General features: G+C 44.2%; 22 protein-coding genes and 1 riboswitch. Of the genes, 5 read left to right on the top strand and 17 right to left on the bottom strand.

The window, feature by feature from the left end:
• The first annotated feature begins 383 nt into the window (after window positions 1–383).
• Window positions 384–836, top strand: a complete 453-nt coding sequence (locus AB4623_RS15660; protein WP_102332808.1) for an RNA-binding protein — start codon at window positions 384–386, stop codon at window positions 834–836.
• On the opposite strand, the gene murI is transcribed toward AB4623_RS15660, so the two are convergent.
• From murI to AB4623_RS15645, 3 genes are read right to left on the bottom strand one after another with little or no spacing between them, the layout of a single operon-like run.
• Window positions 799–1,605 (bottom strand): glutamate racemase, encoded by an 807-nt coding sequence (murI, locus tag AB4623_RS15655; protein WP_372146827.1) that lies wholly within the window; start codon window positions 1,603–1,605, stop codon window positions 799–801. The genes AB4623_RS15660 and murI overlap by 38 nt on opposite strands.
• A 60-nt stretch (window positions 1,606–1,665) precedes the next feature.
• Window positions 1,666–2,331 (bottom strand): ATPase, encoded by a 666-nt coding sequence (locus AB4623_RS15650; protein ID WP_102332806.1) that lies wholly within the window; start codon window positions 2,329–2,331, stop codon window positions 1,666–1,668.
• A 48-nt stretch (window positions 2,332–2,379) separates the two neighbouring features.
• Entirely contained in the window at window positions 2,380–4,230 is a 1,851-nt protein-coding gene (locus tag AB4623_RS15645) for a TonB-dependent receptor domain-containing protein (protein ID WP_229648276.1), read from the bottom strand.
• A gap of 39 nt (window positions 4,231–4,269) precedes the next feature.
• A riboswitch (cobalamin riboswitch) is annotated at window positions 4,270–4,475 on the bottom strand.
• Between the two features lie 154 nt (window positions 4,476–4,629).
• Between AB4623_RS15645 and trmA the strand changes: the two genes are divergently transcribed.
• The gene (gene trmA / locus AB4623_RS15640; protein ID WP_016783992.1) at window positions 4,630–5,739 is read left to right on the top strand and encodes a tRNA (uridine(54)-C5)-methyltransferase TrmA; all 1,110 of its coding nucleotides are present in this window, start codon (window positions 4,630–4,632) and stop codon (window positions 5,737–5,739) included.
• Window positions 5,740–5,819: 80 nt separating this feature from the next.
• On the opposite strand, the gene AB4623_RS15635 is transcribed toward trmA, so the two are convergent.
• Both AB4623_RS15635 and fabR read right to left on the bottom strand, forming a co-directional pair.
• The gene (locus AB4623_RS15635; RefSeq protein ID WP_004736696.1) at window positions 5,820–6,191 is read right to left on the bottom strand and encodes a YijD family membrane protein; all 372 of its coding nucleotides are present in this window, start codon (window positions 6,189–6,191) and stop codon (window positions 5,820–5,822) included.
• Window positions 6,191–6,832, bottom strand: a complete 642-nt coding sequence (gene fabR, locus AB4623_RS15630) for an HTH-type transcriptional repressor FabR (protein WP_010438693.1) — start codon at window positions 6,830–6,832, stop codon at window positions 6,191–6,193. Before fabR ends, AB4623_RS15635 begins: the two co-directional genes overlap by 1 nt.
• Window positions 6,833–7,158: 326 nt before the next feature.
• Here fabR and sthA point away from each other — a divergent pair, with 326 nt between their 5' ends.
• Window positions 7,159–8,559 carry a Si-specific NAD(P)(+) transhydrogenase gene (sthA, locus tag AB4623_RS15625; RefSeq protein ID WP_017061048.1) on the top strand — a complete coding sequence of 467 codons (1,401 nt, stop codon included), beginning with the start codon at window positions 7,159–7,161 and terminating at the stop codon, window positions 8,557–8,559.
• Window positions 8,560–8,742: 183 nt separating this feature from the next.
• On the opposite strand, the gene dinF is transcribed toward sthA, so the two are convergent.
• From dinF to AB4623_RS15605, 4 genes are all read right to left on the bottom strand, one after another.
• The gene (gene dinF, locus AB4623_RS15620) at window positions 8,743–10,098 is read right to left on the bottom strand and encodes an MATE family efflux transporter DinF (RefSeq protein WP_017067882.1); all 1,356 of its coding nucleotides are present in this window, start codon (window positions 10,096–10,098) and stop codon (window positions 8,743–8,745) included.
• 117 nt (window positions 10,099–10,215) lie between these two features.
• Window positions 10,216–11,094: a class I SAM-dependent methyltransferase gene (locus AB4623_RS15615; RefSeq protein ID WP_017070281.1), complete on the bottom strand. Its 879-nt coding sequence runs from the start codon at window positions 11,092–11,094 to the stop codon at window positions 10,216–10,218.
• A 97-nt stretch (window positions 11,095–11,191) separates the two neighbouring features.
• Window positions 11,192–11,812, bottom strand: coding sequence for a transcriptional repressor LexA (gene lexA / locus AB4623_RS15610; protein WP_019820514.1), 621 nt, complete (start codon window positions 11,810–11,812; stop codon window positions 11,192–11,194).
• A 94-nt stretch (window positions 11,813–11,906) separates the two neighbouring features.
• Window positions 11,907–12,269 carry a diacylglycerol kinase gene (locus AB4623_RS15605; protein WP_017067880.1) on the bottom strand — a complete coding sequence of 121 codons (363 nt, stop codon included), beginning with the start codon at window positions 12,267–12,269 and terminating at the stop codon, window positions 11,907–11,909.
• A gap of 221 nt (window positions 12,270–12,490) precedes the next feature.
• Between AB4623_RS15605 and plsB the strand changes: the two genes are divergently transcribed.
• Window positions 12,491–14,914 carry a glycerol-3-phosphate 1-O-acyltransferase PlsB gene (gene plsB / locus AB4623_RS15600; protein WP_016790196.1) on the top strand — a complete coding sequence of 808 codons (2,424 nt, stop codon included), beginning with the start codon at window positions 12,491–12,493 and terminating at the stop codon, window positions 14,912–14,914.
• A 101-nt stretch (window positions 14,915–15,015) separates the two neighbouring features.
• On the opposite strand, the gene ubiA is transcribed toward plsB, so the two are convergent.
• Together ubiA and AB4623_RS15590 are read right to left on the bottom strand one after the other, a co-directional pair.
• On the bottom strand, window positions 15,016–15,870 hold the full coding sequence (ubiA, locus tag AB4623_RS15595) for a 4-hydroxybenzoate octaprenyltransferase (RefSeq protein ID WP_017061043.1): 855 nt from the start codon (window positions 15,868–15,870) through the stop codon (window positions 15,016–15,018).
• Window positions 15,871–16,413 (bottom strand): chorismate lyase, encoded by a 543-nt coding sequence (locus tag AB4623_RS15590; protein WP_164091128.1) that lies wholly within the window; start codon window positions 16,411–16,413, stop codon window positions 15,871–15,873.
• A gap of 162 nt (window positions 16,414–16,575) precedes the next feature.
• Between AB4623_RS15590 and AB4623_RS15585 the strand changes: the two genes are divergently transcribed.
• A complete protein-coding gene (locus AB4623_RS15585) occupies window positions 16,576–16,983 on the top strand; it encodes a flagellar basal body-associated protein FliL (RefSeq protein ID WP_017063771.1) in 408 nt (135 codons plus the stop codon).
• 87 nt (window positions 16,984–17,070) lie between these two features.
• Here the strand turns inward: AB4623_RS15585 and glpG are convergent, their stop codons facing one another.
• The 6 genes from glpG to ftsY all read right to left on the bottom strand — a co-directional run.
• The gene (glpG, locus tag AB4623_RS15580; RefSeq protein ID WP_372146824.1) at window positions 17,071–17,913 is read right to left on the bottom strand and encodes a rhomboid family intramembrane serine protease GlpG; all 843 of its coding nucleotides are present in this window, start codon (window positions 17,911–17,913) and stop codon (window positions 17,071–17,073) included.
• 58 nt (window positions 17,914–17,971) lie between these two features.
• Window positions 17,972–18,292, bottom strand: a complete 321-nt coding sequence (gene glpE / locus AB4623_RS15575) for a thiosulfate sulfurtransferase GlpE (protein WP_017061039.1) — start codon at window positions 18,290–18,292, stop codon at window positions 17,972–17,974.
• Between the two features lie 440 nt (window positions 18,293–18,732).
• Window positions 18,733–19,590 (bottom strand): RNA polymerase sigma factor RpoH, encoded by an 858-nt coding sequence (rpoH, locus tag AB4623_RS15570; RefSeq protein WP_372146823.1) that lies wholly within the window; start codon window positions 19,588–19,590, stop codon window positions 18,733–18,735.
• Window positions 19,591–19,767: 177 nt separating this feature from the next.
• Window positions 19,768–20,736 carry a permease-like cell division protein FtsX gene (gene ftsX, locus AB4623_RS15565; protein WP_017061038.1) on the bottom strand — a complete coding sequence of 323 codons (969 nt, stop codon included), beginning with the start codon at window positions 20,734–20,736 and terminating at the stop codon, window positions 19,768–19,770.
• Entirely contained in the window at window positions 20,723–21,400 is a 678-nt protein-coding gene (gene ftsE / locus AB4623_RS15560) for a cell division ATP-binding protein FtsE (protein WP_372146821.1), read from the bottom strand. The genes ftsX and ftsE overlap by 14 nt, the downstream gene beginning before the upstream one ends.
• A 78-nt stretch (window positions 21,401–21,478) precedes the next feature.
• A partial coding sequence (ftsY, locus tag AB4623_RS15555) for a signal recognition particle-docking protein FtsY (RefSeq protein ID WP_102398534.1) occupies window positions 21,479–22,475 on the bottom strand: 997 nt, incomplete at its 5' end.

Below are 22,475 nucleotides of genomic sequence, written 5' to 3'. Positions count from 1 at the left end.
GTTTAAATTGTTAAAGAGCGCTAGCGTTTTGTGATTCACATCTCAGTCGCTAGGGGTGCGTACTATACCTGCACCACTTTGAGAGTCAAGGGTTATTTTCAAACTCTTTTTCTCTACCGATTTCGCTGTGTGACTTTCGTCTCACTCCGTGTCGGTGAGGCGGCATTATAGAGAGATTGAGATGGAGCACAAGGGCTTTTTGAAATAAAAGTTTTGTTCGCCTAAAAAGCCACCAGATCCGCATTTTTCGAATAAAAACTAAACATTTGAGACGTATCACAGCAATACATTGGAAAAATGGAAGCCATGAACGTAAGATTCATGTGTCTATTTTGTTAATAGTAGATGCGTCTATTTCGTTTATTAATATGTAGTATTCCGATATGAACTCAAAAAAATCGATGTTGTTAATTGTCGCACTGGCTGTATTAGGCGGCATTGTTTTCTCTCAGGTAGATATATCGCCTGCAATTACCTTTATCCTTGGTGTCTTGGCTTCCGCTTTTGTTGTTAACTTTTCAAGCACCGACTCAAAATCAGATCCAGAACCTAAGGCTTCAACCAAAACACTTTATGTGGGTAACCTTCCATACAAAGCGAACGAATCACATGTACGTGAATTATTCTCAGAGCATGGTGAAGTATTTGCAGTACGCTTAATGAAAGACAAACGTACTGGTAAAAGAAGAGGCTTTGGATTTGTTGTTATGGCAAGTAATGATGTGAATCATGCAATCTCTGCACTTAACGATAAAGATTACATGCAACGCACTTTAAAAGTACGTGTTGCAAATGATCCTAAACATCCTGAAACGGACGAATCTGAACTGAGCTAAACCCTAACTGCTTTAACATACTATTTAGTGCACTTTCTTTTTTAGGAAGTGCACTACAAAAAACCTCACGCACTCCCACTTCTTTATTAATGCTTTCCAAACCCAACAAATCTTGAACTCGCTTCGCTATTGCTTTACCAGAATCTATCAGCATTACACTTTCACCTAGTACTTGTTGAATCTCAGATTTGATAAGTGGGAAATGAGTACATCCTAAAACAGCCACATCAATCGTGTTGATCATCGGTTGAAGGATTTTCTGTAACTCTTCAAGGCTAATTTCCTCACCTCTGAGTTTATCTTCGGCCATATCCACCAGTCGAGTAGAACCCAACAGCTCTACTCTTTTATTACTCGAGAAGATTTTGATGAGCTCGTGTGTGTATTCACGAGTAATCGTCGCAGGGGTTGCAATAAGTCCAACCGCTTTATTAGCCAGTAACGAGGCAGGTTTGATTGCCGGGACAACACCGACAATAGGGATAAGGTTATTAGCGCGAAGTGCAGGCAGGACTATCGTACTGGCCGTATTACAAGCTATCACCACAATATCAATAGCGTGACTCGCAACAAAACTGGCGACGATACTTTGGACTCGCTGAATGAGGACTTGCTGATCGAGCTCACCATATGGGTAAGCCTCGTTATCGAATACATAGATATAGTTGTGATTGGGTAGTAACTGGCTTATCTCTTTATATACAGAGAGGCCGCCAACTCCAGAATCAAAGACCAATATGTTTTTTTGTATGCTTTTCGACACAACCATTACCTGTAAGAAGTTCCGCAACAATGATACCCCTTCACTTAGTTTTCGCCAATCATCACTCTATATAATGCAAGCTCGGTAGCGTTGATGCCCAAAGCGCTCACCCTGCTCTACATTTTCTAGCTCTATCTTGAGCTTACCTTTAAAGCATGGCGCTGACGTTACTAAGGTATGGAACTCACCATCTTCTCCACATGGGTCGACGTGACTTGGCAAACTGTCTATTAGTTCAGGCGTGTATTCTTTCCCGCAATAGCTCATGTCTAATGCATCGCTATCAACTGTGACGAGAAAGGTTTCGATTCCTCTATTTATGATTTCTTGAGCCAGAGTTTGGCTACTCTCTCCTAGTAGAGGAAATACACACTCCCAGCCCGCAGGTTCTATATAACTTCTTCGGTAATCAGCAATACCATTGCAAAACATATCGCCGAATGCCACGGCATCAATAGATAAACCCGATCCTTTAAGCGCCGTAACAATCGTACTTTGATAGATCTCGTTACTTGGGAACACCTCCGGCAGCTCAATCGTTATTAGAGGCAAACCGATCAATGTAGCCTGCATTCCGACAACCTCGATTGGCGTGACTTGGAAAGGGACCTCATCTCCAACATACGTAGTATAGAGAGCAACAACTTCATACTCGGTGCTTTCAAGTAGACGTTCTAGGGTTAATGTAGAGTCTTTGCCTGACGACCAACTTATGACGACTTTCTTTTTCATTGATATACCCAATAAGAAAAAACCGCCCGAAGGCGGTTTAGGTGTAAATTAGAATTGGTAAGATGCTGATACAAAGTATTCACGACCCGGTGTCGCGTAACCACTATACATTTCATAATCTTCATCGAATGCGTTACTCAGTTTCCCTTTCACCTTAAGATCTGCCGAAACTGCGTACTCAGCAGTAAAATTCCAAAGACTGTAGCTTGCTAATCGTGTCGTACCATTAAAACGCTCACCTTGATAAAGATACTGAGAGCCCAGAACCCAATCACCTAACTCAGCAAAGGCGTTCCATTTAGCGCCTTGTTTAGAACGGTATGCTAATTGCTGCTCTTTACCATTAGACTTATCTACTGGATCTTTCCAATCTAAGTAAAACTGGTGTGTAACGATTGAAGTATCAAAACCTAAACCCAGTTCAACACCTTTGATTTCAGCTTCACCAATATTGGTCATGCCAGCACCCTGCCACATCAACATGTTATCAATCTTGTTGATAAAGCCAGTAATAGACCAATCTAGATAAGAATGTGTGCCTTCAAGTGTTAACTCTGTATTTTGAGAGTCTTCTGCTTTTAGATTAGGAGCTTCGTAACCTGGGTAATATAAGTCTAAAAACGTAGGAGCTCTAAATGCAGTACCATGACTCGCTTTAAGCTCATAATTATCAAGGAATGCCCAACCCGCCGCTGCTTGCCACGTCGTGTTGTTTCCATATTGGCTGTTCTCATCATTTCGAGCACTTGCTTCAAGTGTCCAGCCATCTATAGTGTATTGACTAATAACACTCACACCATAGTTTTCACGAGGGTTCTCTTCTGGTTTATAGTAACTAGAACCAGTATAACCTTCATCTAACTCTTCACGTCGGTAATCTAAACCACCACCCAAAGCCAACTGCTCGTTTACTCGGTATGAATTCAACCAAGCAGCATTGATTTGGTTAATCGATGTGATACCACCACTTTTCTTACTCTTACCTACAATATAATCGTAGTTGTCTTGCTCTGCATAAGTAAGATCTAACGTTGAAGTGAGGTTATCTTCGTTGTAAGCCAAGTTTGTATTGATTGAACGAAATTCAGTTCGGCCAACTTTTTCTTCATGTCGAGCAGGCCCCCAAGGAGAAGCTGCCGAGCTATTGTCGTACTCACCTTCGTTGTCATAAGCCACAACATTAACAAAGGCATTAACTGTCTTGGTTAGCTGATTTTGGTAGCCAATATTTAAATTGTATGACTCAAAGCCGTGCTCATCACCATCATTGATACCCTCAATCGGCTTAACATTAAATCCATCATCCTTTTCATAACCAACAACAGCTTTAATATGTTGGTTATCATCAATTTTATGCAGAGCAGCTAAGGAGGTTACATAATGATTGTTTGTGCCATACCCGCCATACACTTTAACGGCATTCTCATTCACATCTGCTCTAGTAATAATATTGATGACACCAGAAATAGCTTCAGAACCATATATAGAGGCGCGCGCACCACGAATGAATTCAATTCGTTCAATTGAGTTAACTGGCAAAGAGTTAAAATCAACACCACCCATCATAGCTCTTGGTAAGCGAGTTCCATCCATTAGTACTAGAACTTGAGAAGAACTACCGCCTCGCACATAGAACGAGGCTGTTTGCCCGCGACCACCATATTGAGCAACTTCAACGCTTGGCAACGTTCGAAAAACGTCAATAAGGCTATTTGCTTGAAGTTTTGAAATGTCTTCTTTGGTAACCACTACAGTTTGCGCTAATACTGCGCCATCAACTTGCTCAAAACGGTTAGCCGTCACCACCATGGTTTCGTCGGCAGATGCTTCTTGGGCGTGTAAATTGGAGATAGGTGAAAGCAGCGATGCTACAGCAACCGCTAAAAGGGATTTCTTCATGTTGTGATCCTAAATCGCGTAAAGTCCTACCAAACCACATTGTGTGGCTTAGCCGCTGGCAGGTATTCGGACTCAAGAGCACAACCCTTATGGTTACCTAATATTCGACTTCCCACAAAAAGCTATTTGCAGTGTCTTATGAATACTCGTTCTCTTTTACCGCTGCGCGTCAGTTCTGGATTCACACCAGATTCCCTCTTCAGCCATCTATACATCCAAATGGCACCAGCTTGTCGGAGATAGTATTAACCTATGAATCATTTGTCTAGTCTAAGATAGTTATAAGCTATAGTTTTCAAGGTCGATTTACATTGAATAGCTCTCAACACTGGACAAGCGCCTGTGATTGAATAAAATCTGCGCTCTTGATTTAAAAGCACGACAGCAAAAGGCATAACAATGGCGAATTTAGATGTAAACCCGCAACGCTACCAAGAACAGCTCGCAGAAAAGACTGAACGTCTTACTGAAATGTTCTCACAATACAATGTGCCTGAGCTGGAAGTGTATGAATCTCCAGAACAACACTACCGCATGCGTGCTGAATTCCGCGTGTGGCATGAAGGTGACGATATGTATTACGTCATGTTCAATCAAGAGACCAAAGAAAAATACCGCGTAGACCAGTTTCCTGCGGCTAGTCGTCTTATCAACGATCTAATGCCTCTATTAACGGATGCAATGAAGAGCAACCACTCTCTACGCCACAAGCTATTCCAAGTAGACTTCCTTTCTACGTTAAGCGGTGAGATTTTGGTGTCACTGCTTTACCACCGTCAATTAGGTGAACAGTGGATTCAAGATGCTAAAGCGCTTAAGCAGCAATTAAATGATGAAGGCTTTAACCTAAACCTGATTGGCCGTGCGCGTAAGATGAAAATCGTACTGGATCGCGACTACGTCATTGAAAAGCTAGATGTGAATGGTGATAGCTATATATACCAGCAAGTAGAGAACAGCTTTACTCAACCAAACGGCAAAGTAGCAGAGAAAATGTTGGAATGGGCTGTCGACTGTACTCAAGACAGCAAAGGTGACTTGCTTGAGCTTTACTGTGGTAACGGTAACTTCTCATTAGCTCTGGCACAAAACTTTGAGCGTGTACTTGCAACAGAGCTAGCGAAGCCATCTGTAGAATCTGCTCAATACAACATTGCGGCGAACAAGATTGATAATGTTCAGATCATTCGTATGTCTGCGGAAGATTTTACCGTAGCAATGGAAGGTAAGCGTGAATTCCGCCGCCTACAGCAAGCAAACATCGATCTAAAGAGCTACAACTGCAACACTATCTTTGTTGATCCACCGCGTTCAGGTATGGACGTTGATACTTGTAAGATGGTGCAAGGCTACGAGCGCATCATGTACATCTCTTGTAACCCTGAAACACTGAAAGAGAACCTAGAGATCCTAAGCGAAACGCACGACATCACTCGTTTTGCTCTGTTTGACCAGTTCCCTTACACGCACCACATGGAAGCTGGCGTATTCCTAGAGCGTAAAGCGTAAGTATCGCTTTCAGGTCTAAGCCAAACAGCAGATACAAAAAAACGAGCCCATTGGCTCGTTTTTTTAATTTCTAAATCAGCTTAAGCAGTTTTGCCGATAAAGCCGAGTTTCTTACCTACCCATGCAAGAAGCAACATCGCGACAATAATCGCAAAGAAGTTTGAGCCAGCATCAGGGTGTTGTGCCTTCACAAAAGCCGAGTGGCCAAATGCACCCACGAAGAAACAAGCTAAACCTACTAGTGGGATATCTTCAGATACTGGGTTAGTTAGGTACTCTTGGTAAAGCGCTTGTACAGCCAAAACTAAAGCGATAAGCGGGAAAATAGAGAAGCCCACTTCGCTCATTGTTACCCAAGATAACAATGCATCACCACACACACCGGCTACAACAGCAAGTACGAGTGTTTTTCTTTCAGAACCACGGTTTACAGTATTATTTTCATTCGACATTATTCAATCCCGCCTTTTAATCGGTTACGTTCACGTTCTTTACGATACCAAAAAGCTCCTTTGGCCATCATTCGCAATTGCATGATCAAGCGTTCAGCCAATTCATCTCGCTGACGTCGATCTAAATCTAATGCTTCTGCCCCTGAGTTGAAGACTAAGATAACCGAGGCTTCCGCTTGAGTGAAAGCTTCGTCCCTTGTCATGCCAGTCGTTATCAAATATTCGGTTAACTCAGCAGAGAAGTGCTGTATCTCACGAGCTACCGCTGCACGAAACTCAAATGAAGTTCCTGAGCGCTCTCGCAATAACAGTCTGAATACGTTAGGGCTGCTTTCAATGAATTCCATAAAGGTTTCAACCGATGTACGAATCACACTGCCTTCTTTTACTATGCGTTGCCTAGCTTGACGCATTAACTGGCGCAGCAGTAAGCCACCTTCATCAACCATGGTTAAGCCAAGCTCATCCATGTCTTTGAAGTGACGATAAAAGGAAGTCGGTGCTATTCCAGCCTCACGAGCGACTTCTCTCAAGCTTAGATTGGAAAAACTACGATCGGCGCTGAGTTGGCTAAATGCTGCATCGATTAAGCTGCGACGAGTTTTTTCTTTTTGCTGTGCGCGAATGCCCATTGGTTTCATACTTTATCAATTTCTTCTTTTACAGCCTAAACAGGCATGTCTAATACTCTATTCAATATAACGCGAATCACTTATTTATATAAGGCACTCTGGTTATATAAGACACTAAACATACCTCTTTGTTCACGTACCGAAGTAAATACGTTCGAAGAAAAAATTTCAATATCCACACTGTCATTTGGAGACATACGACATACCAAATATTATTTTTCGATAACACTGCGTGATCCCACCGACTCTCTGATGCCCTTTTCATGTACCCAAGAACAGAATCAGTTAAAATCTCGCTAAAGCAATGTTACTCAAATATAACAAGGAAGATATCTATGCCGCACTCCAACCACTTTGATGTAATCGTAATTGGTAGTGGCCCCGGAGGAGAAGGGGCAGCGATGGGATTAACCAAAGCCGGGTTGAACGTTGCAATCATTGAGAAAGAGAGCAGCGTTGGTGGTGGTTGTACTCACTGGGGAACCATTCCTTCAAAGGCACTGCGTCATGCCGTAAGTCGTATTATCGAATTCAACAGTAATCCGCTGTTTTGTCAGAACAACAAAAGCATACACTCAACGTTTTCTAACATTTTGGGGCATGCCAAATCGGTTATCGACAAGCAGACTCGATTACGCCAAGGCTTCTACGACCGCAACCAGTGCACGTTGGTCTTTGGTACTGCACGTTTTATCGATACCAACACTGTCTCGGTAATGCAAAGCGATGGCACTGAAGAACATTACAGTGCAGACAAATTTGTTATCGCGACAGGCTCTCGCCCTTACCAACCAGATAACGTCGACTTCCTGCATGAACGTATCTACGACAGTGACTCGATTCTTTCTCTTAAACACGACCCGCAACACATCATCATCTATGGTGCTGGCGTTATTGGTTGTGAATACGCGTCGATTTTCCGCGGTTTGGGTGTAAAAACCGATCTTATCAATACTCGTGACCGTCTGTTGTCATTCCTAGACAATGAAACCTCAGATGCACTTTCTTATCACTTCTGGAACAGCGGTGTCGTGATTCGCAACGATGAAACCTTTGAGAAAATTGAAGGCACTGATGATGGCGTGATCATTCACCTAGAGTCAGGTAAAAAGATGCGCGCTGATTGCCTACTGTATGCCAATGGCCGAACGGGTAATACCGATAAACTGAACCTTGGTGCTGTTGGCTTAGAAGCGGACTCGCGTGGGCAAGTCTCAGTAAATACCAATTACCAAACCAATGTTGACCATGTTTACGCTGTCGGTGATGTGATTGGCTACCCTAGCCTAGCAAGCGCGGCTTATGACCAAGGTCGATTTGTGGCTCAAGCAATTGTGAAAGGTGAAGCTGAACGCCACCTTATCGAAGACATTCCAACCGGCATCTACACCATCCCGGAGATCAGTTCTGTTGGTAAAACCGAGCAAGAACTTACCGCAGCTAAAGTACCGTATGAAGTAGGACGTTCTTCATTCAAACACCTAGCTCGTGCTCAAATTGCGGGTAAAGACATTGGTAGCTTGAAGATTCTGTTCCATCGCGAAACCAAAGAGATTTTAGGTATCCACGTGTTTGGTGAGCGTGCCGCTGAAATCATCCATATCGGACAAGCGATCATGGAACAGAAAGGTGAAGCAAATACCATCGAGTACTTTGTGAATACAACCTTTAACTATCCAACGATGGCGGAAGCTTATCGTGTTGCAGCACTCAACGGGCTTAACCGTTTATTCTAGATAAAGAACCAATAGGAGTATTTGACCACCCATAGGCCAAATACATAAACAGCAAGCCACGCGCTTGCTGTTTTTATTTAAAACACTGAATATTAAGGCATTGATAGTAATTAGATCATGATGTTCTAAATACCCCTTTACCTGTACAGCCTCATTTACTCTCCACAAACAGAGCCCTCAGAGCTAAGCGAGAAACTCCCCTTTCTTCCACTGAGAAACAAACAACACACCAAGACCAATTCCGCGCATTGCCATAAAGCTCAGCATCGCTAACCACAGTGCATGGTTCTCTAAACCTGATGCTAAATAGAAAATCGCGAAGAAACTACAGGTCGCAACAAACATACTATTGCGCATATCCTTGCCCTTGGTTGCTCCAACAAAAATACCATCCAACAAGAAGCACCACATAGACACCAATGGCATTGCGACTAACCACGGTAAATACACCTCGGCTTGGTTCTTCACGTCAGGAATGGTAGTGATCATATTAATCAAACTCGAGCCAGCGAGTGCGAACGCTATGGTCAGTACCAAACAAATATTAAAGCTCCAGAAGAAAGTACCAATCAATGACTGGTTCAGTTCATCTTTGTCTTTCGCGCCTATCGCCTTACCGACCATCGCTTCCATTGCGTAGGCAAAGCCATCCATCCCATAAGAGATGATCATCAAGAAACTCATCAACACTGCATTGGCCGCAACAACATCATCGCCAAAGCTTGCACCTTGGAAAGTCATGAAAGTGAAAGTCGCTTGTAGATACAATGAACGAAGAAAGATATCGCGATTCAATTTCACGAAACGACTCAAACCTTGGCTGGTTTTCTTAAGCAGATCCCATGGCGATGGTAACTGCTTCTTCGCCCAGATTCGGTAAACACAAATCAAGCCAAATGTTAGACCGGCATAATCAGCCATTACAGATGCCAATGCTGCACCTTCCACTTGCCATCCTAAGCCGATAACAAAAACAATATCCAAAACGATATTGGTGATATTGGTGATGATCACCATCCACATGGGCGCTTTGGCATTTTGAGTCCCGAGTAACCAACCTAGAATCACAAAGTTAGTTAGCGCAGCAGGCGCACTCCAAGCGCGGATTGAGAAATATTGCTGACCATAGTGCTTAACTTGATCACTGGCGCTACTCAATGAGAAAACTAAATCGGCGACTAGACTGTGTAAAAGCAAAAAGACACCAGCAAACCCTAAGGCCATGGTCACGCCTTGCACAAAGACTAAGCCTAGTTGCTTGCCATCATTCGCACCATAAGATTGTGCGGCTAGCCCTGTTGTCGACATGCGCAGGAAACCAAGCAACCAAAAGGTCACGCTGATCATTGTGCCGCCCAGCGCCACACCACCTAAATACCAAGAGTGCTCGAGGTGACCGATAACCGCCGCATCGACTAAGCCCAGCAGTGGAACAGTAATATTAGAGAGAACCATCGGGATCGCGAGCAGCAGCACTTTTTTGTGCATCGCCTGATTGGATAGCGTTTGAAAAATAGTTTGGGGATTAAATAGCTTCACGATCACCTCTTAGATTAGAGGCGATAGTTTAACCTAGTGGGTGGGCTTTCACTATGTTGTGGAATTTTACTTATACCGGCTATGTACTCAGTTACTCGAAATACAGAACCACTAGGGTTACCACTTAACGAGCACTAACTGCGGCGTTAAACGCTTTTTGACCTGAGAGATCTTACAAAGAAGCCGCTGCCACAATTTCCAACGATTGCATTGTTGGTCTAGGGGAGAAAACGCTTTTACCCATTGTGCCCATGGCAGCCAATTAAGAACGCTGTCTATTGGTGAAGACAACCCATGAGCATACTTTCCTGAACCAAGCTTTTGTCCCAACGTACTTGAGCTTTTATCTCCAGCTAAGACTAAACACGCATGTGCATGAGTAAAGTAACGGCTCAAAGACTGAATGAAGTTCGCGGTCTGTTGTTCATTACAATCCAGCAAAGCATGTTCACACACCACCATCACCGAGGCTTGTTCTGGAATATTAAGTTCATCCAACCAAGTTAGGTCATCGACAGAGCCACACTCTAAGCGATAGCGTTCATTTTTGTGGAACAAGCGTTGTCGCCAAAGCAGATTCTCGGTTACATCTAACTCAACCCAATGACAGCGGCCATTATCTAAACGGTAGAAACGGGTATCGAGCCCTGCTCCCACGTTAATAATCCAAGCATCTGGGTTATGAGATAAAAACTGTTGAACTTGAGAATCACAAAGTTGAGTCAGTGTCGCGTAAAGGAGTTGCTGTTGGTCGAGTTCACCGGTAAGACATTCTGGTGCGAGCTGGCAACGCTTGCAGGCTTGAGCTGCGATAGGATCATAAACGAGACCATCATCAGCTAGGCTTTCACGGCTACGAAACCAAAGATGCTGAACGAGGTTCGTCGGAACTTGGAATTCTTGATGTGCAGACCCTTGTTCAGAAGAAGCCTTTTGAACAGAGGAGCGCGGCTTACGAGTAAGCGGCTTCATTTGAGGTTTGGTTGGGTTTGGCATCATCATCTTCCTTGTATCTCGACAAAGAAGATGATAATGAATATCAATTACAATGACAAGTTATTGAGAATAAATATCAATAAGCTGTTTGTACTGACTACATCCAGTCGGTGTTGCGAATAATACCAACCGCAAGCCCTTCAATAGACAAGTGTTGAGATTCTAGATCGACATGGATTGGAGAAAACTCTTCATTTTCAGCATGTAACAGAACCGTTGAACCTTTACGTTCTAGGCGTTTTACCGTTACATCATCATCGACACGAGCCACTACAACCTGACCATCGCGTACATCTTGTGTTTTATGAACAGCTAATAAATCACCATCCATAATACCGATGTCTTTCATACTTTCGCCATTTACACGAAGTAAGAAGTCAGCTTGTGGTTTAAACATGCCTGGATCAACTTGGTAATGCATTTCTACATGCTCTTGAGCCAAGATAGGCTCACCAGCGGCAACCTGACCGATTAATGGTAAACCTTGCTCTTCGTTTGCTGCATCTTCAAGCAAAATACGAATACCGCGAGACGCACCCGGGATAATCTCAATCGCTTCTTTACGAGCAAGAGCTTTCAAATGTTCTTCTGCAGCATTAGCAGAACGGAAGCCTAGTTCACGCGCGATTTCTGCACGTGTCGGTGGCATACCGGAATCTTCGATCTTACCTTTGATAAGGTCAAAGACTTGTTGCTGGCGGGGCGTTAACGGCTTCATGATTCACCTGTCTTTTTATACAGTTGACTGTGAGTATATCCAGTAACTGAACAAAAGCAAAGCAATTGGTTGTTTTTAGTTCATTTTTAGCAAATTACAAAAACAGGATCTCTAGCCACACATAACCTGCGAGTGCCAAACAGATGAAAACTGCTGCCGAACCGACATCTTTAGCCATCCCAGAAAGCTCATGATGCTCACTACCGATTCGATCAACAACTGCTTCAATCGCGGTATTGATTAACTCGACAACCATCACTAACACAACAGCTGAGATCATCAAGATTCGCTCAACTTGGCTTACGTCCAAATAGAATGCCAACGGAATCAGTATTGCTGCCATGAACACTTCTTGCCGAAATGCAGCCTCGCTTTTAAACGAACTTGTGAGGCCTTGCCATGAAAAGCCTGCTGCTTTTATGATGCGTTTGAATCCGGTGTTTGATTTTTTGGTCATTTTTAACTCTATACTCAATCAGTCGATGAATGATTTTCCACAAACTTAACGGCAATATGACTATTTCCATTAAAAGGTTAGACCAGTTTCTGGTATTCTTGCATCGATTAAATTTACGCCTAGGCTTATCCCTATTTCACTCATAGGATTTATCCTTTTTCATCATAGAAATAGAGATACGCTTGAGCACATTGAAATAACTATTGAGGCAGTGAACCTATATGTCTTCTGGACAATCTTTTTCACGTTCATTAATGAAGCTACCTTTATCCGTATTGGTAAAGGGCACATCAATTCCTTCAAACCCTGTTGAGGATTTGAACATTGATTTGAGCAAACCGATTGTATACGCCTTACCGTTTCGCTCAAGTGTCGACATTCTTACATTGCAAAAACATGCACTTGAATTAGGTCTACCTGATCCATTAAGCAAGCTTGAAATCAACGGCAAATCACTGCAACGCTACGTTTTTATATCTTCTCGCAAAACTCTGCTTCAAGACGATGATTATGTACCAAGCTCTTCAATTGAAGTGTTCTCTGAGTTGCTTTCACTGCATGCTGAAGACTCTGAGCTCGATGTTCAAGTTATCCCTGCCACTGTGCTTTGGGGACGTAAACCAGGTAAAGAGACTAACCAGAAACCTTACCTACAAGCAATGAATGGCTTAGAAAAATCAAAAGCGGTATTGCTCGCAGGTCGTGACTGTCTAGTTCGCTTTAGTCCTGTGGTATCTCTTCGCTACATGGCAAACTCACACGGTACCGACAGCACCATCGCGCACAAACTGGCGCGTGTAGCGCGTATCCACTTCTCTCGCCAAAAACTTGCTGCATCAGGCCCTAACCTTCCAAGCCGCCAAGCGCTGTTTGATCGCCTACTCAAATCAGAAGCGATCAAGAAAGCAATTGAAGACGAAGCACAAGCAAAGAACATCTCGATCGAGAAAGCGAGCAAAGAAGCCCAAGACATCATGGACGAGATTGCTGCAAACTTCTCTTACTCGCTGATCAAGCGTGGTGAGAAGATTCTGGGTTGGTTGTGGAATAAGCTTTACCAAGGCCTGCATATCAGCAACGCTTCAACGGTTCGTAAATTGGCTCAAGATGGTCACGAGATTGTTTATGTGCCTTGTCACCGTAGCCACATGGATTACTTGTTGCTTTCTTATGTGCTTTACCACGAAGGCATGGTGCCTCCGCATATCGCGGCGGGTATCAACCTCAACTTCTTCCCTGCCGGTCCTATTTTCCGTCATGGTGGTGCATTCTTTATTCGTCGTAGCTTCAAAGGCAACAAGCTGTACTCGACGATTTTCCGTGAATACCTAGCGGAATTGTTCGCTAAAGGTTACTCAGTAGAGTACTTCAGTGAAGGTGGTCGTTCTCGTACAGGTCGTCTATTGCAGGCAAAAACGGGCATGCTAGCGATGACCATTCAGGCAATGCTACGTGGTATGAACCGTCCTGTTACTTTGGTCCCTGTGTACATTGGTTATGAACACGTGATGGAAGTGGCGACTTACGCGAAAGAACTTCGTGGCAAGCGTAAAGAGAAAGAAAACGCGAGCTTAGTGATTCGTACCATTCGTAAGCTACGTAACTTTGGTAAAGGCTACGTGAACTTCGGTGAGCCGATTCAACTGAACCAATACCTGAATGAACACTCACCTGAGTGGACCAAAGACATCGACCCAATGGGCACCAGTAAACCACAATGGATGAATCCAGTGGTTAATGACCTGGCGACCAAAATGATGACGCACATTAACGATGCCGCGGCGACCAACGCATTGACCCTTTGTGCAACCGCGCTATTGGCCTCAAGACAGCGCGCATTGTCTCGTGACTCTTTGGTTTCTCAGATCAATTGCTACCTATCTCTGCTTAAGAACGTTCCATATTCAGCAACGTTCACTGTGCCAAAAGACAGCGCTGAAGATTTGGTAAAACATGCTGAATCACTGAACAAGTTCTTGATTGAATCAGACTCAATGGGCGACATTATTTCGCTAGACCGTCACCAGTCAATTCTGATGACCTACTACCGAAACAACATCATTCACTTGTTCGCTCTGCCATCTTTAATTGCCCAGATGACCATTCGTCAGCGCGGTTTATCGATTGAAGCGATTCAAAAGAATGTTGCAGCAATTTACCCGTTCTTAAAGAAAGAGCTGTTCTTAAGCTACGACGAATCACAGCTTGAAGGCGTAGTATCAAACATCATTGATGAACTTGTTAGCCAGGGCATGATTGTTGTGTCTGACAATGAAGTGACGATCAACCAATCGAACAGCCAAGCTCTTATGCTGTTAGGCCGTACGATTTCAGAAACGCTACAGCGCTACTCTATTGCTCTAAACTTGCTGGCAGAGAATCCGGAACTGGACAAATCTGACCTTGAGCAGAAAAGCCAAGACATCGCACAGCGACTTGGTCGATTGCATGGTATCAATGCTCCCGAATTCTTCGATAAAGGCGTGTTTGCTTCTATGTTCGCAACGTTGAAGCAGCAACAGTACCTAGATAACGACGGCAACTGCGATTTAGAGAAGACTCAGCAATTCGCTAAGCTTCTTTACTCGATGCTTTACCCAGAAGTCCGTCTGACTATTCAAGAGAGTATTCACCAAGTCGAGTAATTCCTGTATATAGCAGGGCTCTGATAGCAGATTCAACGCGATCAAAAAAGGCACCCACTGGGTGCCTTTTTCTTGAATATTCGTTTGATAAAAACTGATGCTTACCAGAAGGTAATGAACAAGCCCGCTGTCACTGCCATTCCAACATAGTTGTTGTTTAGAAAGGCTTGGAAACAAAGGTCTCGATCACGGTGGCGCATCAGGTGTTGTTGATACACAAATAAGCTTCCCGCTACCAACAGTGCCCAATAGAAGGTATCTCCTAGTTGGTAATGCATGCCTAACGCAATCAGCATCGCTAGGGTGACGAGTTGCAAAGAGCCAACAATCAGTTTATCGAAGCGACCAAATAAAATAGCCGTCGATTTAATACCAATCTTCAAGTCATCATCTCGGTCAACCATCGCATATTGCGTGTCGTAAGCAATCGTCCACAACGCGTTAATCACGAAGACAAACCACACAATGCTTGGCAGTTCATTGGTTTGTGCCGCCCAAGCCATTGGTATCGCCCAACTAAACGCTAAGCCAAGAAACAACTGTGGAAGATGCGTAAAACGCTTCATGAAAGGGTAAATGAACGCCAGACCCACACCAATAAATGAGAGCTTAATGGTCAGTGGATTCATGGTGAGTACCAGCAAGAATGAAACTACGGCTAGCACTAAAAAGAGCAGAATCGCTTCCTTACTGGAAACCAAACCAGACGGCAGTGGACGCTGCTTGGTACGTTTAACATGACCATCTACTTTACGGTCCGCAAAGTCATTGATCACACAGCCAGCTGAACGCATCAACACCACGCCGAGTACAAAAACAACCAAGACATCAAAATCAGGCATACCTTGTGCGGCGATAATCAGTGACCACAAGGTCGGCCAAAGGAGTAATAGGGTACCAATCGGGCGATTCATTCGCGTTAATTGCCAATACGCCTTCGCTTTGGTGGCAAGCATTTACACACTCTCCTTAGAGTAAATGGGTGATGTTGGTAAAAACAGTTCTGCCACAAGCATCGGTTTATGGTTCATCCATAATCGAGAACGACGCGCGAGTAATCGCTCATCGCCTGCGATAACCCAACCAACTTGCAGCGCATCTCGCTCCACGTTCTCAGCACTAAAAACGGTCAATCCAAGCGGGACATTACCTTGTTGAGAAAGGTCTGAGTGCTGATGATCTTCTAATGTGACTCGGGGAATCAAGGTTCGACCTAACACCCACGGTTCGTCATCACCCTTTAAAATCACTTTACGCAGTAAGCAATCAAACGATGATAAAAGATGTTCCTCGTCTTGTTGCAGCATTGAGCGTTCTACAACTTGATTATGAAGCAACTCAACAGACAGGTGCTGACAGCACTTCCCCAACTTGCGGGAAAGAGAACCTTGCTCCATCAGCCACTCTTTGGTGGTTTCATTAGGAAAATCAAATGTTTCTGTACTTTGCCAATCTACATTCATTAACGAATTAAGATACAGCGATATTGGCTGATTCATACTAGTATTCAATAGGTGACTTTACACGTACAATAAAGCTTCAACTTTCGAACAAAATTAAAGCGTTCTTCGAATTGTAAACGTATTTAGATTTAGACCGCTCATTGTAACAAGACTAATGCGTTTCGAATATCGCGAATAAACTAAAGAAAAGTCACAAATATGCACAAACGTTATGTAGCCCAAATATTTCTTGCGATTACCCTACTCTTTTCAGCATCAAGTTTCGCGGAAGAGGAGTCGGCAGCTAAACTCGCCTACTTCACGCTAGAGCCAGACCTGACCACCAATTTTTACACTAAAGGTAAAAAACTGGGCTACATTCAGGTTCGCCTCGACATCATGGTGGCAAATAGTAGCGACTTGGCCGCTATTGAGCATCACCAACCACTGATTCGCGATGCGGTGATTGAATTGCTTGGCAAACAAAACGAAGAAACCATTAAATCTCTATCTGGCCGTGAAGACTTAAGAAAATCCTTAGTTGAACACCTCAACAAGATTTTGCTTCCAGAGACAGGTAAAACCCTGATTGCTGACTTACTGTTTACCAAATACCTTTATCAGTAATGATGTAAAACGAATCCCAATAAAAAAGCGGCTCATCTGGCCGCTTTTTTTGTCTCTATCGTTTGGCTACTCATTAGAAGATATGAATTAGCTTCTTGCCGAGCTTGGTGCTTTCATCGCATCGATAAAGCCAATAATCACACCAGCGGCTAGACCAGCTAAATGCGCCGTATTGGCGATAGCCATAAATGGCTGCATGTACCCAAGCACCAACCACACCAACATAAAGCCGACAATCTGTCTTGGGATACCTAAACCAAGTTGTGGCGCCTTCGCACCAACCACCCATAAGTAACCAACCAAGGCATACACAACACCAGACAAACCACCGAAGTTCGCCCCTTCAACCCAATACTGCCCAGCACCTGAAAGCGCAGAAGAGACAGCAAAGATCTGAAGTAGCTTGAGGCTGCCAAGTTTCTTCTCAATGTCTCCACCTAGCTGCCACCACCACAAAATATTAAATGCGATGTGCATAACAGAGAAATGTAGAACGGCATGACTCAACCAACGCCACAGCTGCCATTGCTGTCCACCCACCGCTGGGAAATGTAGGGCATTGAAAATAGCTTGGCCAAAACCGATCTGTTGCAGCGCAAAAATCACCACACACACCAACATCAGGCTTAGTGTCACTGGGCCTGCTTTGGCTTTGATCATGCCCATGAAGCTTGGCGTGTGGTAATGGAAGTTGCTCTTTCTGGTCTCTGCCATGTCCCAAGATGCAGCTTGATAGCGCTTATGATTGGGCTCAGCCAGAAAACGATTCAGCTCAGCTTCGGTTTCAACCTGAAATTGGCCATCAAGAAGCCAAAGAGCAAAACGCCCTTCTCCCTCTGGAGACATCTGAATAGGGATCTGACGAGAGGCCATATAATCAATAAATGCTTGAGCAAGACGTGGATTGTCTAACACCATCAATCTAATCATTGTTACTTCCTATTCATTCTATGAGGGATGCTTGAGGCGGTTCAGGTGATGAAAGTCATTAACCTGCGATCACTGGAAGTTCAGCACGATGCCAAGCTTCGAAACCACCATCAACACTATATACCTCTTCAAAGCCTTGGTTCACTAAATATTGTGCCGCACCTTGGCTACTGATGCCGTGGTAGCACATCACTAAGATAGGTTGTTCGAACTCAACCTCATCCATGAATGACACCATCGTATCGTTAGTCAGGTGGTAGGCTGTTTTTGGGTGGGCAACCGCAAAAGACTGCGGGTCACGTATATCGACAAGTCGAGCTTCGCCTTGTTCGATGAGGGCTTGAGCGCCTTTAACATCGATATGTTTAAACTGGTCCATGACTTTCTCTTTTTATACTGATTTACTTTGCTGCCATTGTAACCTATCCCAAGGCTAACATTCACATCCACTTAATAAGGTTATCCACCAGCGATCACTTTTACACCATTTGTGGATAAATCTGTGAATTGCGTGAATAAAGTGTCTTTTCAAAAATAGATCCACAACATGTAGTAATGATCCTGATCTAACTGTGGGTTAACTGAAACATATCCCCACTCGAAAAACCCCGTCAAAGCCTTACTACACACTGCTTTTAGATAGCTGACGAATAAACTTCTCACAGAGTTATCCACAAAATCATTTTGCAAATTTCGATCGCAAAAGTTGAGAAATCGATCCAAAACAAAAAGGCCGAGATCTCTCGATCTCGGCCTTTTCAAAATTCAACTATTTGTTAGCTCTACTAGAAAGTAGAAGCTAATAGAAACTAGATGCTATTAGAAATCACCAACGGCTTGTTTCAATTTCTTCATCGCATTCTTTTCTAACTGGCGAACACGCTCAGCTGAGATACTGTAGGTATCCGCTAAGTCTTGCAGGGTTGCCTTGTTGTCGTCTAACCAACGTGAGCGAACAATGTGTTGGCTACGCTCGTCTAAGTTTGCTAGTGCTAGCCCTAGGCGATTATTGGTGTGTGACTCCCAGTTAGCCGCTTCAACCGTCTCAGCAACGTCTGACGCCTTGTCTTCTAGGTAGTAAACTGGAGCAGTGTAAGCAGAACCGCCATCGTCATCGTCCATAGGCGCTTCAAACGTCGCATCTTGTGCTGCTAAGCGAGATTCCATCTCACGAACTTCTGAAGGCTCAACACCCAGTTCACGAGCAACCGTCTCAACTTCACCGTTATTGAACCAACCCAAACGCTTTTTAGACTTACGAAGGTTAAAGAACAGTTTACGCTGTGCCTTAGTGGTCGCAATTTTAACGATACGCCAGTTACGTAGAACGTATTCATGGATTTCAGCTTTGATCCAGTGAACAGCAAACGAGACGAGACGAACACCAACTTCTGGATTGAAGCGCTTAACAGCCTTCATCAAGCCGATGTTACCTTCTTGGACGAGATCAGCCATTGGTAGCCCGTAGCCAGAGTAGCCTCTTGCAACGTGCACCACGAATCTTAGGTGGGAAAGGATCAAGCCTTTCGCAGCGTCGATCTCACCTTTGTAATGTAATCGCTCTGCAAGTCCACGTTCCTCTTCAGGAGTCAGCATAGGGTAGCTGTTCGCTGAGCGGATATAGCTATCTAAACTATCTTGTGTGACTAAAGCCATTTGATACGCTTGGTTTGCCATTCGGTTCCTCATCAATCTCTGATCTGGAGTAATACATCTATTAAAACCCTACAATCTTGAACCTAAAATGAACAGGTTTCAAGGAGGGGGAAGTAATTATGCATAATCAATTCGTCTATACAAGGCAAAAACTGGTTAAGAAGTGCCTATTTTTCGTCTAAATATGACTCTATTCACCTAAACTGGTTCAATTTCTTTTAGGTGACGCTGTGCAGAAAGCTTTGCAGCCACACTACCAAGCAGAGTTCCGACGATCAAAAGCAGTAAAGATTCATCCCAACTCAGGCCAATTAAACGGAAGTGGCTGTCGTATAGCTGAGCCAAGTCATCCACCGCGCTGTTCAGCAATACGGTAATCAATGCCGTCATTACCCAAGCGCTAATCGAACCTAAAACGCCAAACCACATCCCAGCATAAAGGTATGGTCGAAGAATGTAGCTGTCGGTCGCACCAATCAGCTTCATGGTTTGAATCTCTTCTTTATGCGCCAACACATTAAATCGTAGTGTATTGCCGATAATCAGAAATACCGCGCCCAGCATCAATACCGTTAAGGTAATCACGATGACAGCCGCTAATGCTTTGATCGCATCTAATCGCGCTAACCAATCTTCGTCTAGGCGAACATCGGTCACTAATTCTTGTTGTTTAACTGTGCCTGCCAGCTCTTTAATTAAGGTATCGCTGTGCACGCTTGGCGTAATCACCAGCACACCTGGCAGTGAATAATCGTCGAGAATGGTTAGGGCGTCTTCAAAACCAGAATACTGGCTGAGGTCTGCAAGCCCTTGCTGCGGAGAAATGTACTCCACGAGCTCAACTTGATCCCAACTTTCGATTTCATCCTTAAGCACCATTACTCGTGGCTCAGGAATACCATCCTCTACATAAGCACTTATTTGTGACGGGCTAGTGACATCTTGCGCCACTTCCCCTACATTTTTACCTAATAGGTACAAACAAGCTGGCATCGCCAACGCCATAGAGATCACCGCAAGGGTCAGTAAGTTGCCTAACGGGCGCTGCCACATTTGCGAGAACGATGACTTGGCTTGTTTCCAGTGAACAACAAAGAAGCCGTCGCTTGAAGCGCGGTTTGCTGCTCGATTAGATTGAGGTTTTTTGATGCGCTTATTCGCGGCCATAGTCTTCAACCTCACTCAAAAATCCTTGGTTTAATTCAAGATGGCGGTACTGAGGGCGAGTGTTCACTAACCCGACATCATGCGTCGCTAGGATGATCGTCACACCTGAGCGGTTGAATTCTTCAAATAATCGCAACACACGGTTAGATAATTCAGGGTCTAGATTACCGGTAGGCTCATCGGCTAAAAGCAGAGTTGGACGGTTAACCACGGCGCGAGCAATACCCACGCGTTGTTGTTCACCACCAGAAAGTTGGCTTGGCAAACAACGGGCTTTATCTAATAAACCGGTTTTATCCAACGCAGCACTGACTCGGCGTTTTATTTCGTTTTCAGAAATAGATTCAATACGCATAGGCAGAGCGACGTTATCGAAAATCGAACGGTCCATCAGCAGGCGATGGTCTTGAAAAACAATCCCAATATTACGGCGTAAGAAAGGAATGTCTTTGGCTGGGATACGAGTGATATCGTGATCGTTGAACCAGACACGTCCATCAGTTGGACGCTCTATCGCGCAGATCAACTTCAGCAAGGTACTTTTACCAGCCCCAGAGTGCCCACCCAAAAAAGCCATCTCTCCACGTTTCAGGTGAAAGTCCACTTTTTGGAGCGCTTGTCTTCCACCTCGGTAGGCTTTACTCACTTGCTGAAATTTGATCACCGAAAATTCCTCTTACGATCACTAATATCAAATTTAAAAACGGTAGCAGATTAAGGATAAACCACTTTGCTACTCGCGTTACTCTTCGCGGCTAAATAGTGCTTCAATGAAGTCTTTAGATTCAAATGGACGCAGGTCATCAATACCTTCACCCACACCAATGTAGCGGATTGGAATCTGGAACTGGTCAGCAATTGAGAAAATTACACCACCTTTCGCCGTACCATCTAGCTTAGTCAGTGTAATACCCGTAACTGGAGCCACTTCACTGAACAACTTCGCTTGGCTGATAGCGTTCTGACCTGTACCTGCATCGAGCGTTAGCATGATTTCGTGTGGCGCAGAGTCATCAATCTTCTTCATTACACGAACGATCTTGCGTAGCTCTTCCATCAGGTTGCTCTTGTTCTGCAAACGACCGGCTGTATCAGCAATCACAACATCAACACCACGAGCCTTCGCTGCTTCAATCGCATCGTAGATAACAGACGCACTGTCCGCACCAGTGTGTTGAGCGATAACTGGCACATCGTTACGCTGACCCCAAACCTGAAGCTGTTCAACGGCTGCAGCACGGAAGGTATCACCCGCTGCTAGCATCACTTTCTTGCCTTCATTTTGGAATTGTTTCGCCAGCTTACCGATCGTAGTTGTCTTACCTACACCGTTCACACCCACCATTAAGATAACGTAAGGTGTTTTAGTGGTATCAACAACCAGTGGCTGTTCCACTTGGCTTAAGATGTCTGCCATCTCTTCTTTGAGCAGACCATAAAGCGCTTCACCGTCTTTTAGGTCATTGCGAGATGCTTTTTCTGTCAGGTTTTCAATGATCTTAACCGTGGTATTCATACCCACGTCAGCAATCAGAAGTTGCTCTTCTAGCTCTTCAAACAGGTCTTCATCGATTTGCTTGCCTTTGAACAGACCAAAGAAACCAGCACCGATGTTTGCTTTAGTGCGGCTTAGGCTGCGCTTAAGACGAGCAAAGAAGCTTTCTGTCGGCTTCTCTTGTACTTCTTCAACCTTAGCTTGAGGAACTGCCACTTCTTCCTGTTCTGCTTCTGCTTCTGCT

The sequence above is a fragment of the Vibrio sp. 10N.222.52.C12 genome (genome assembly GCF_041474215.1).
Classification (GTDB): domain Bacteria; phylum Pseudomonadota; class Gammaproteobacteria; order Enterobacterales; family Vibrionaceae; genus Vibrio; species Vibrio crassostreae_C.
The sequence above is the reverse complement of the archived record's forward strand: the minus strand, read 5'-3'. Positions and strand labels throughout refer to the sequence as shown.

What these genes read in the sequence shown, in the direction of transcription:
- AB4623_RS15660 (WP_102332808.1), top strand. Translation starts at nt 384, where the DNA reads ATGAACTCAAAAAAATCGATGTTGTTAATTGTCGCACTGGCTGTATTA.
- lexA (WP_019820514.1), bottom strand. Translation starts at nt 11,812, where the DNA reads ATGAAGCCGTTAACGCCCCGCCAGCAACAAGTCTTTGACCTTATCAAA.
- AB4623_RS15605 (WP_017067880.1), bottom strand. Translation starts at nt 12,269, where the DNA reads ATGACCAAAAAATCAAACACCGGATTCAAACGCATCATAAAAGCAGCA.
- AB4623_RS15650 (WP_102332806.1), bottom strand. Translation starts at nt 2,331, where the DNA reads ATGAAAAAGAAAGTCGTCATAAGTTGGTCGTCAGGCAAAGACTCTACA.
- rpoH (WP_372146823.1), bottom strand. Translation starts at nt 19,590, where the DNA reads ATGGCAAACCAAGCGTATCAAATGGCTTTAGTCACACAAGATAGTTTA.
- plsB (WP_016790196.1), top strand. Translation starts at nt 12,491, where the DNA reads ATGTCTTCTGGACAATCTTTTTCACGTTCATTAATGAAGCTACCTTTA.
- trmA (WP_016783992.1), top strand. Translation starts at nt 4,630, where the DNA reads ATGGCGAATTTAGATGTAAACCCGCAACGCTACCAAGAACAGCTCGCA.
- murI (WP_372146827.1), bottom strand. Translation starts at nt 1,605, where the DNA reads ATGGTTGTGTCGAAAAGCATACAAAAAAACATATTGGTCTTTGATTCT.
- ftsX (WP_017061038.1), bottom strand. Translation starts at nt 20,736, where the DNA reads ATGGCCGCGAATAAGCGCATCAAAAAACCTCAATCTAATCGAGCAGCA.
- sthA (WP_017061048.1), top strand. Translation starts at nt 7,159, where the DNA reads ATGCCGCACTCCAACCACTTTGATGTAATCGTAATTGGTAGTGGCCCC.
- AB4623_RS15590 (WP_164091128.1), bottom strand. Translation starts at nt 16,413, where the DNA reads ATGAATCAGCCAATATCGCTGTATCTTAATTCGTTAATGAATGTAGAT.
- glpE (WP_017061039.1), bottom strand. Translation starts at nt 18,292, where the DNA reads ATGGACCAGTTTAAACATATCGATGTTAAAGGCGCTCAAGCCCTCATC.
- AB4623_RS15635 (WP_004736696.1), bottom strand. Translation starts at nt 6,191, where the DNA reads ATGTCGAATGAAAATAATACTGTAAACCGTGGTTCTGAAAGAAAAACA.
- AB4623_RS15615 (WP_017070281.1), bottom strand. Translation starts at nt 11,094, where the DNA reads ATGCCAAACCCAACCAAACCTCAAATGAAGCCGCTTACTCGTAAGCCG.
- fabR (WP_010438693.1), bottom strand. Translation starts at nt 6,832, where the DNA reads ATGAAACCAATGGGCATTCGCGCACAGCAAAAAGAAAAAACTCGTCGC.
- ubiA (WP_017061043.1), bottom strand. Translation starts at nt 15,870, where the DNA reads ATGCTTGCCACCAAAGCGAAGGCGTATTGGCAATTAACGCGAATGAAT.
- AB4623_RS15645 (WP_229648276.1), bottom strand. Translation starts at nt 4,230, where the DNA reads ATGAAGAAATCCCTTTTAGCGGTTGCTGTAGCATCGCTGCTTTCACCT.
- glpG (WP_372146824.1), bottom strand. Translation starts at nt 17,913, where the DNA reads ATGATTAGATTGATGGTGTTAGACAATCCACGTCTTGCTCAAGCATTT.
- AB4623_RS15585 (WP_017063771.1), top strand. Translation starts at nt 16,576, where the DNA reads ATGCACAAACGTTATGTAGCCCAAATATTTCTTGCGATTACCCTACTC.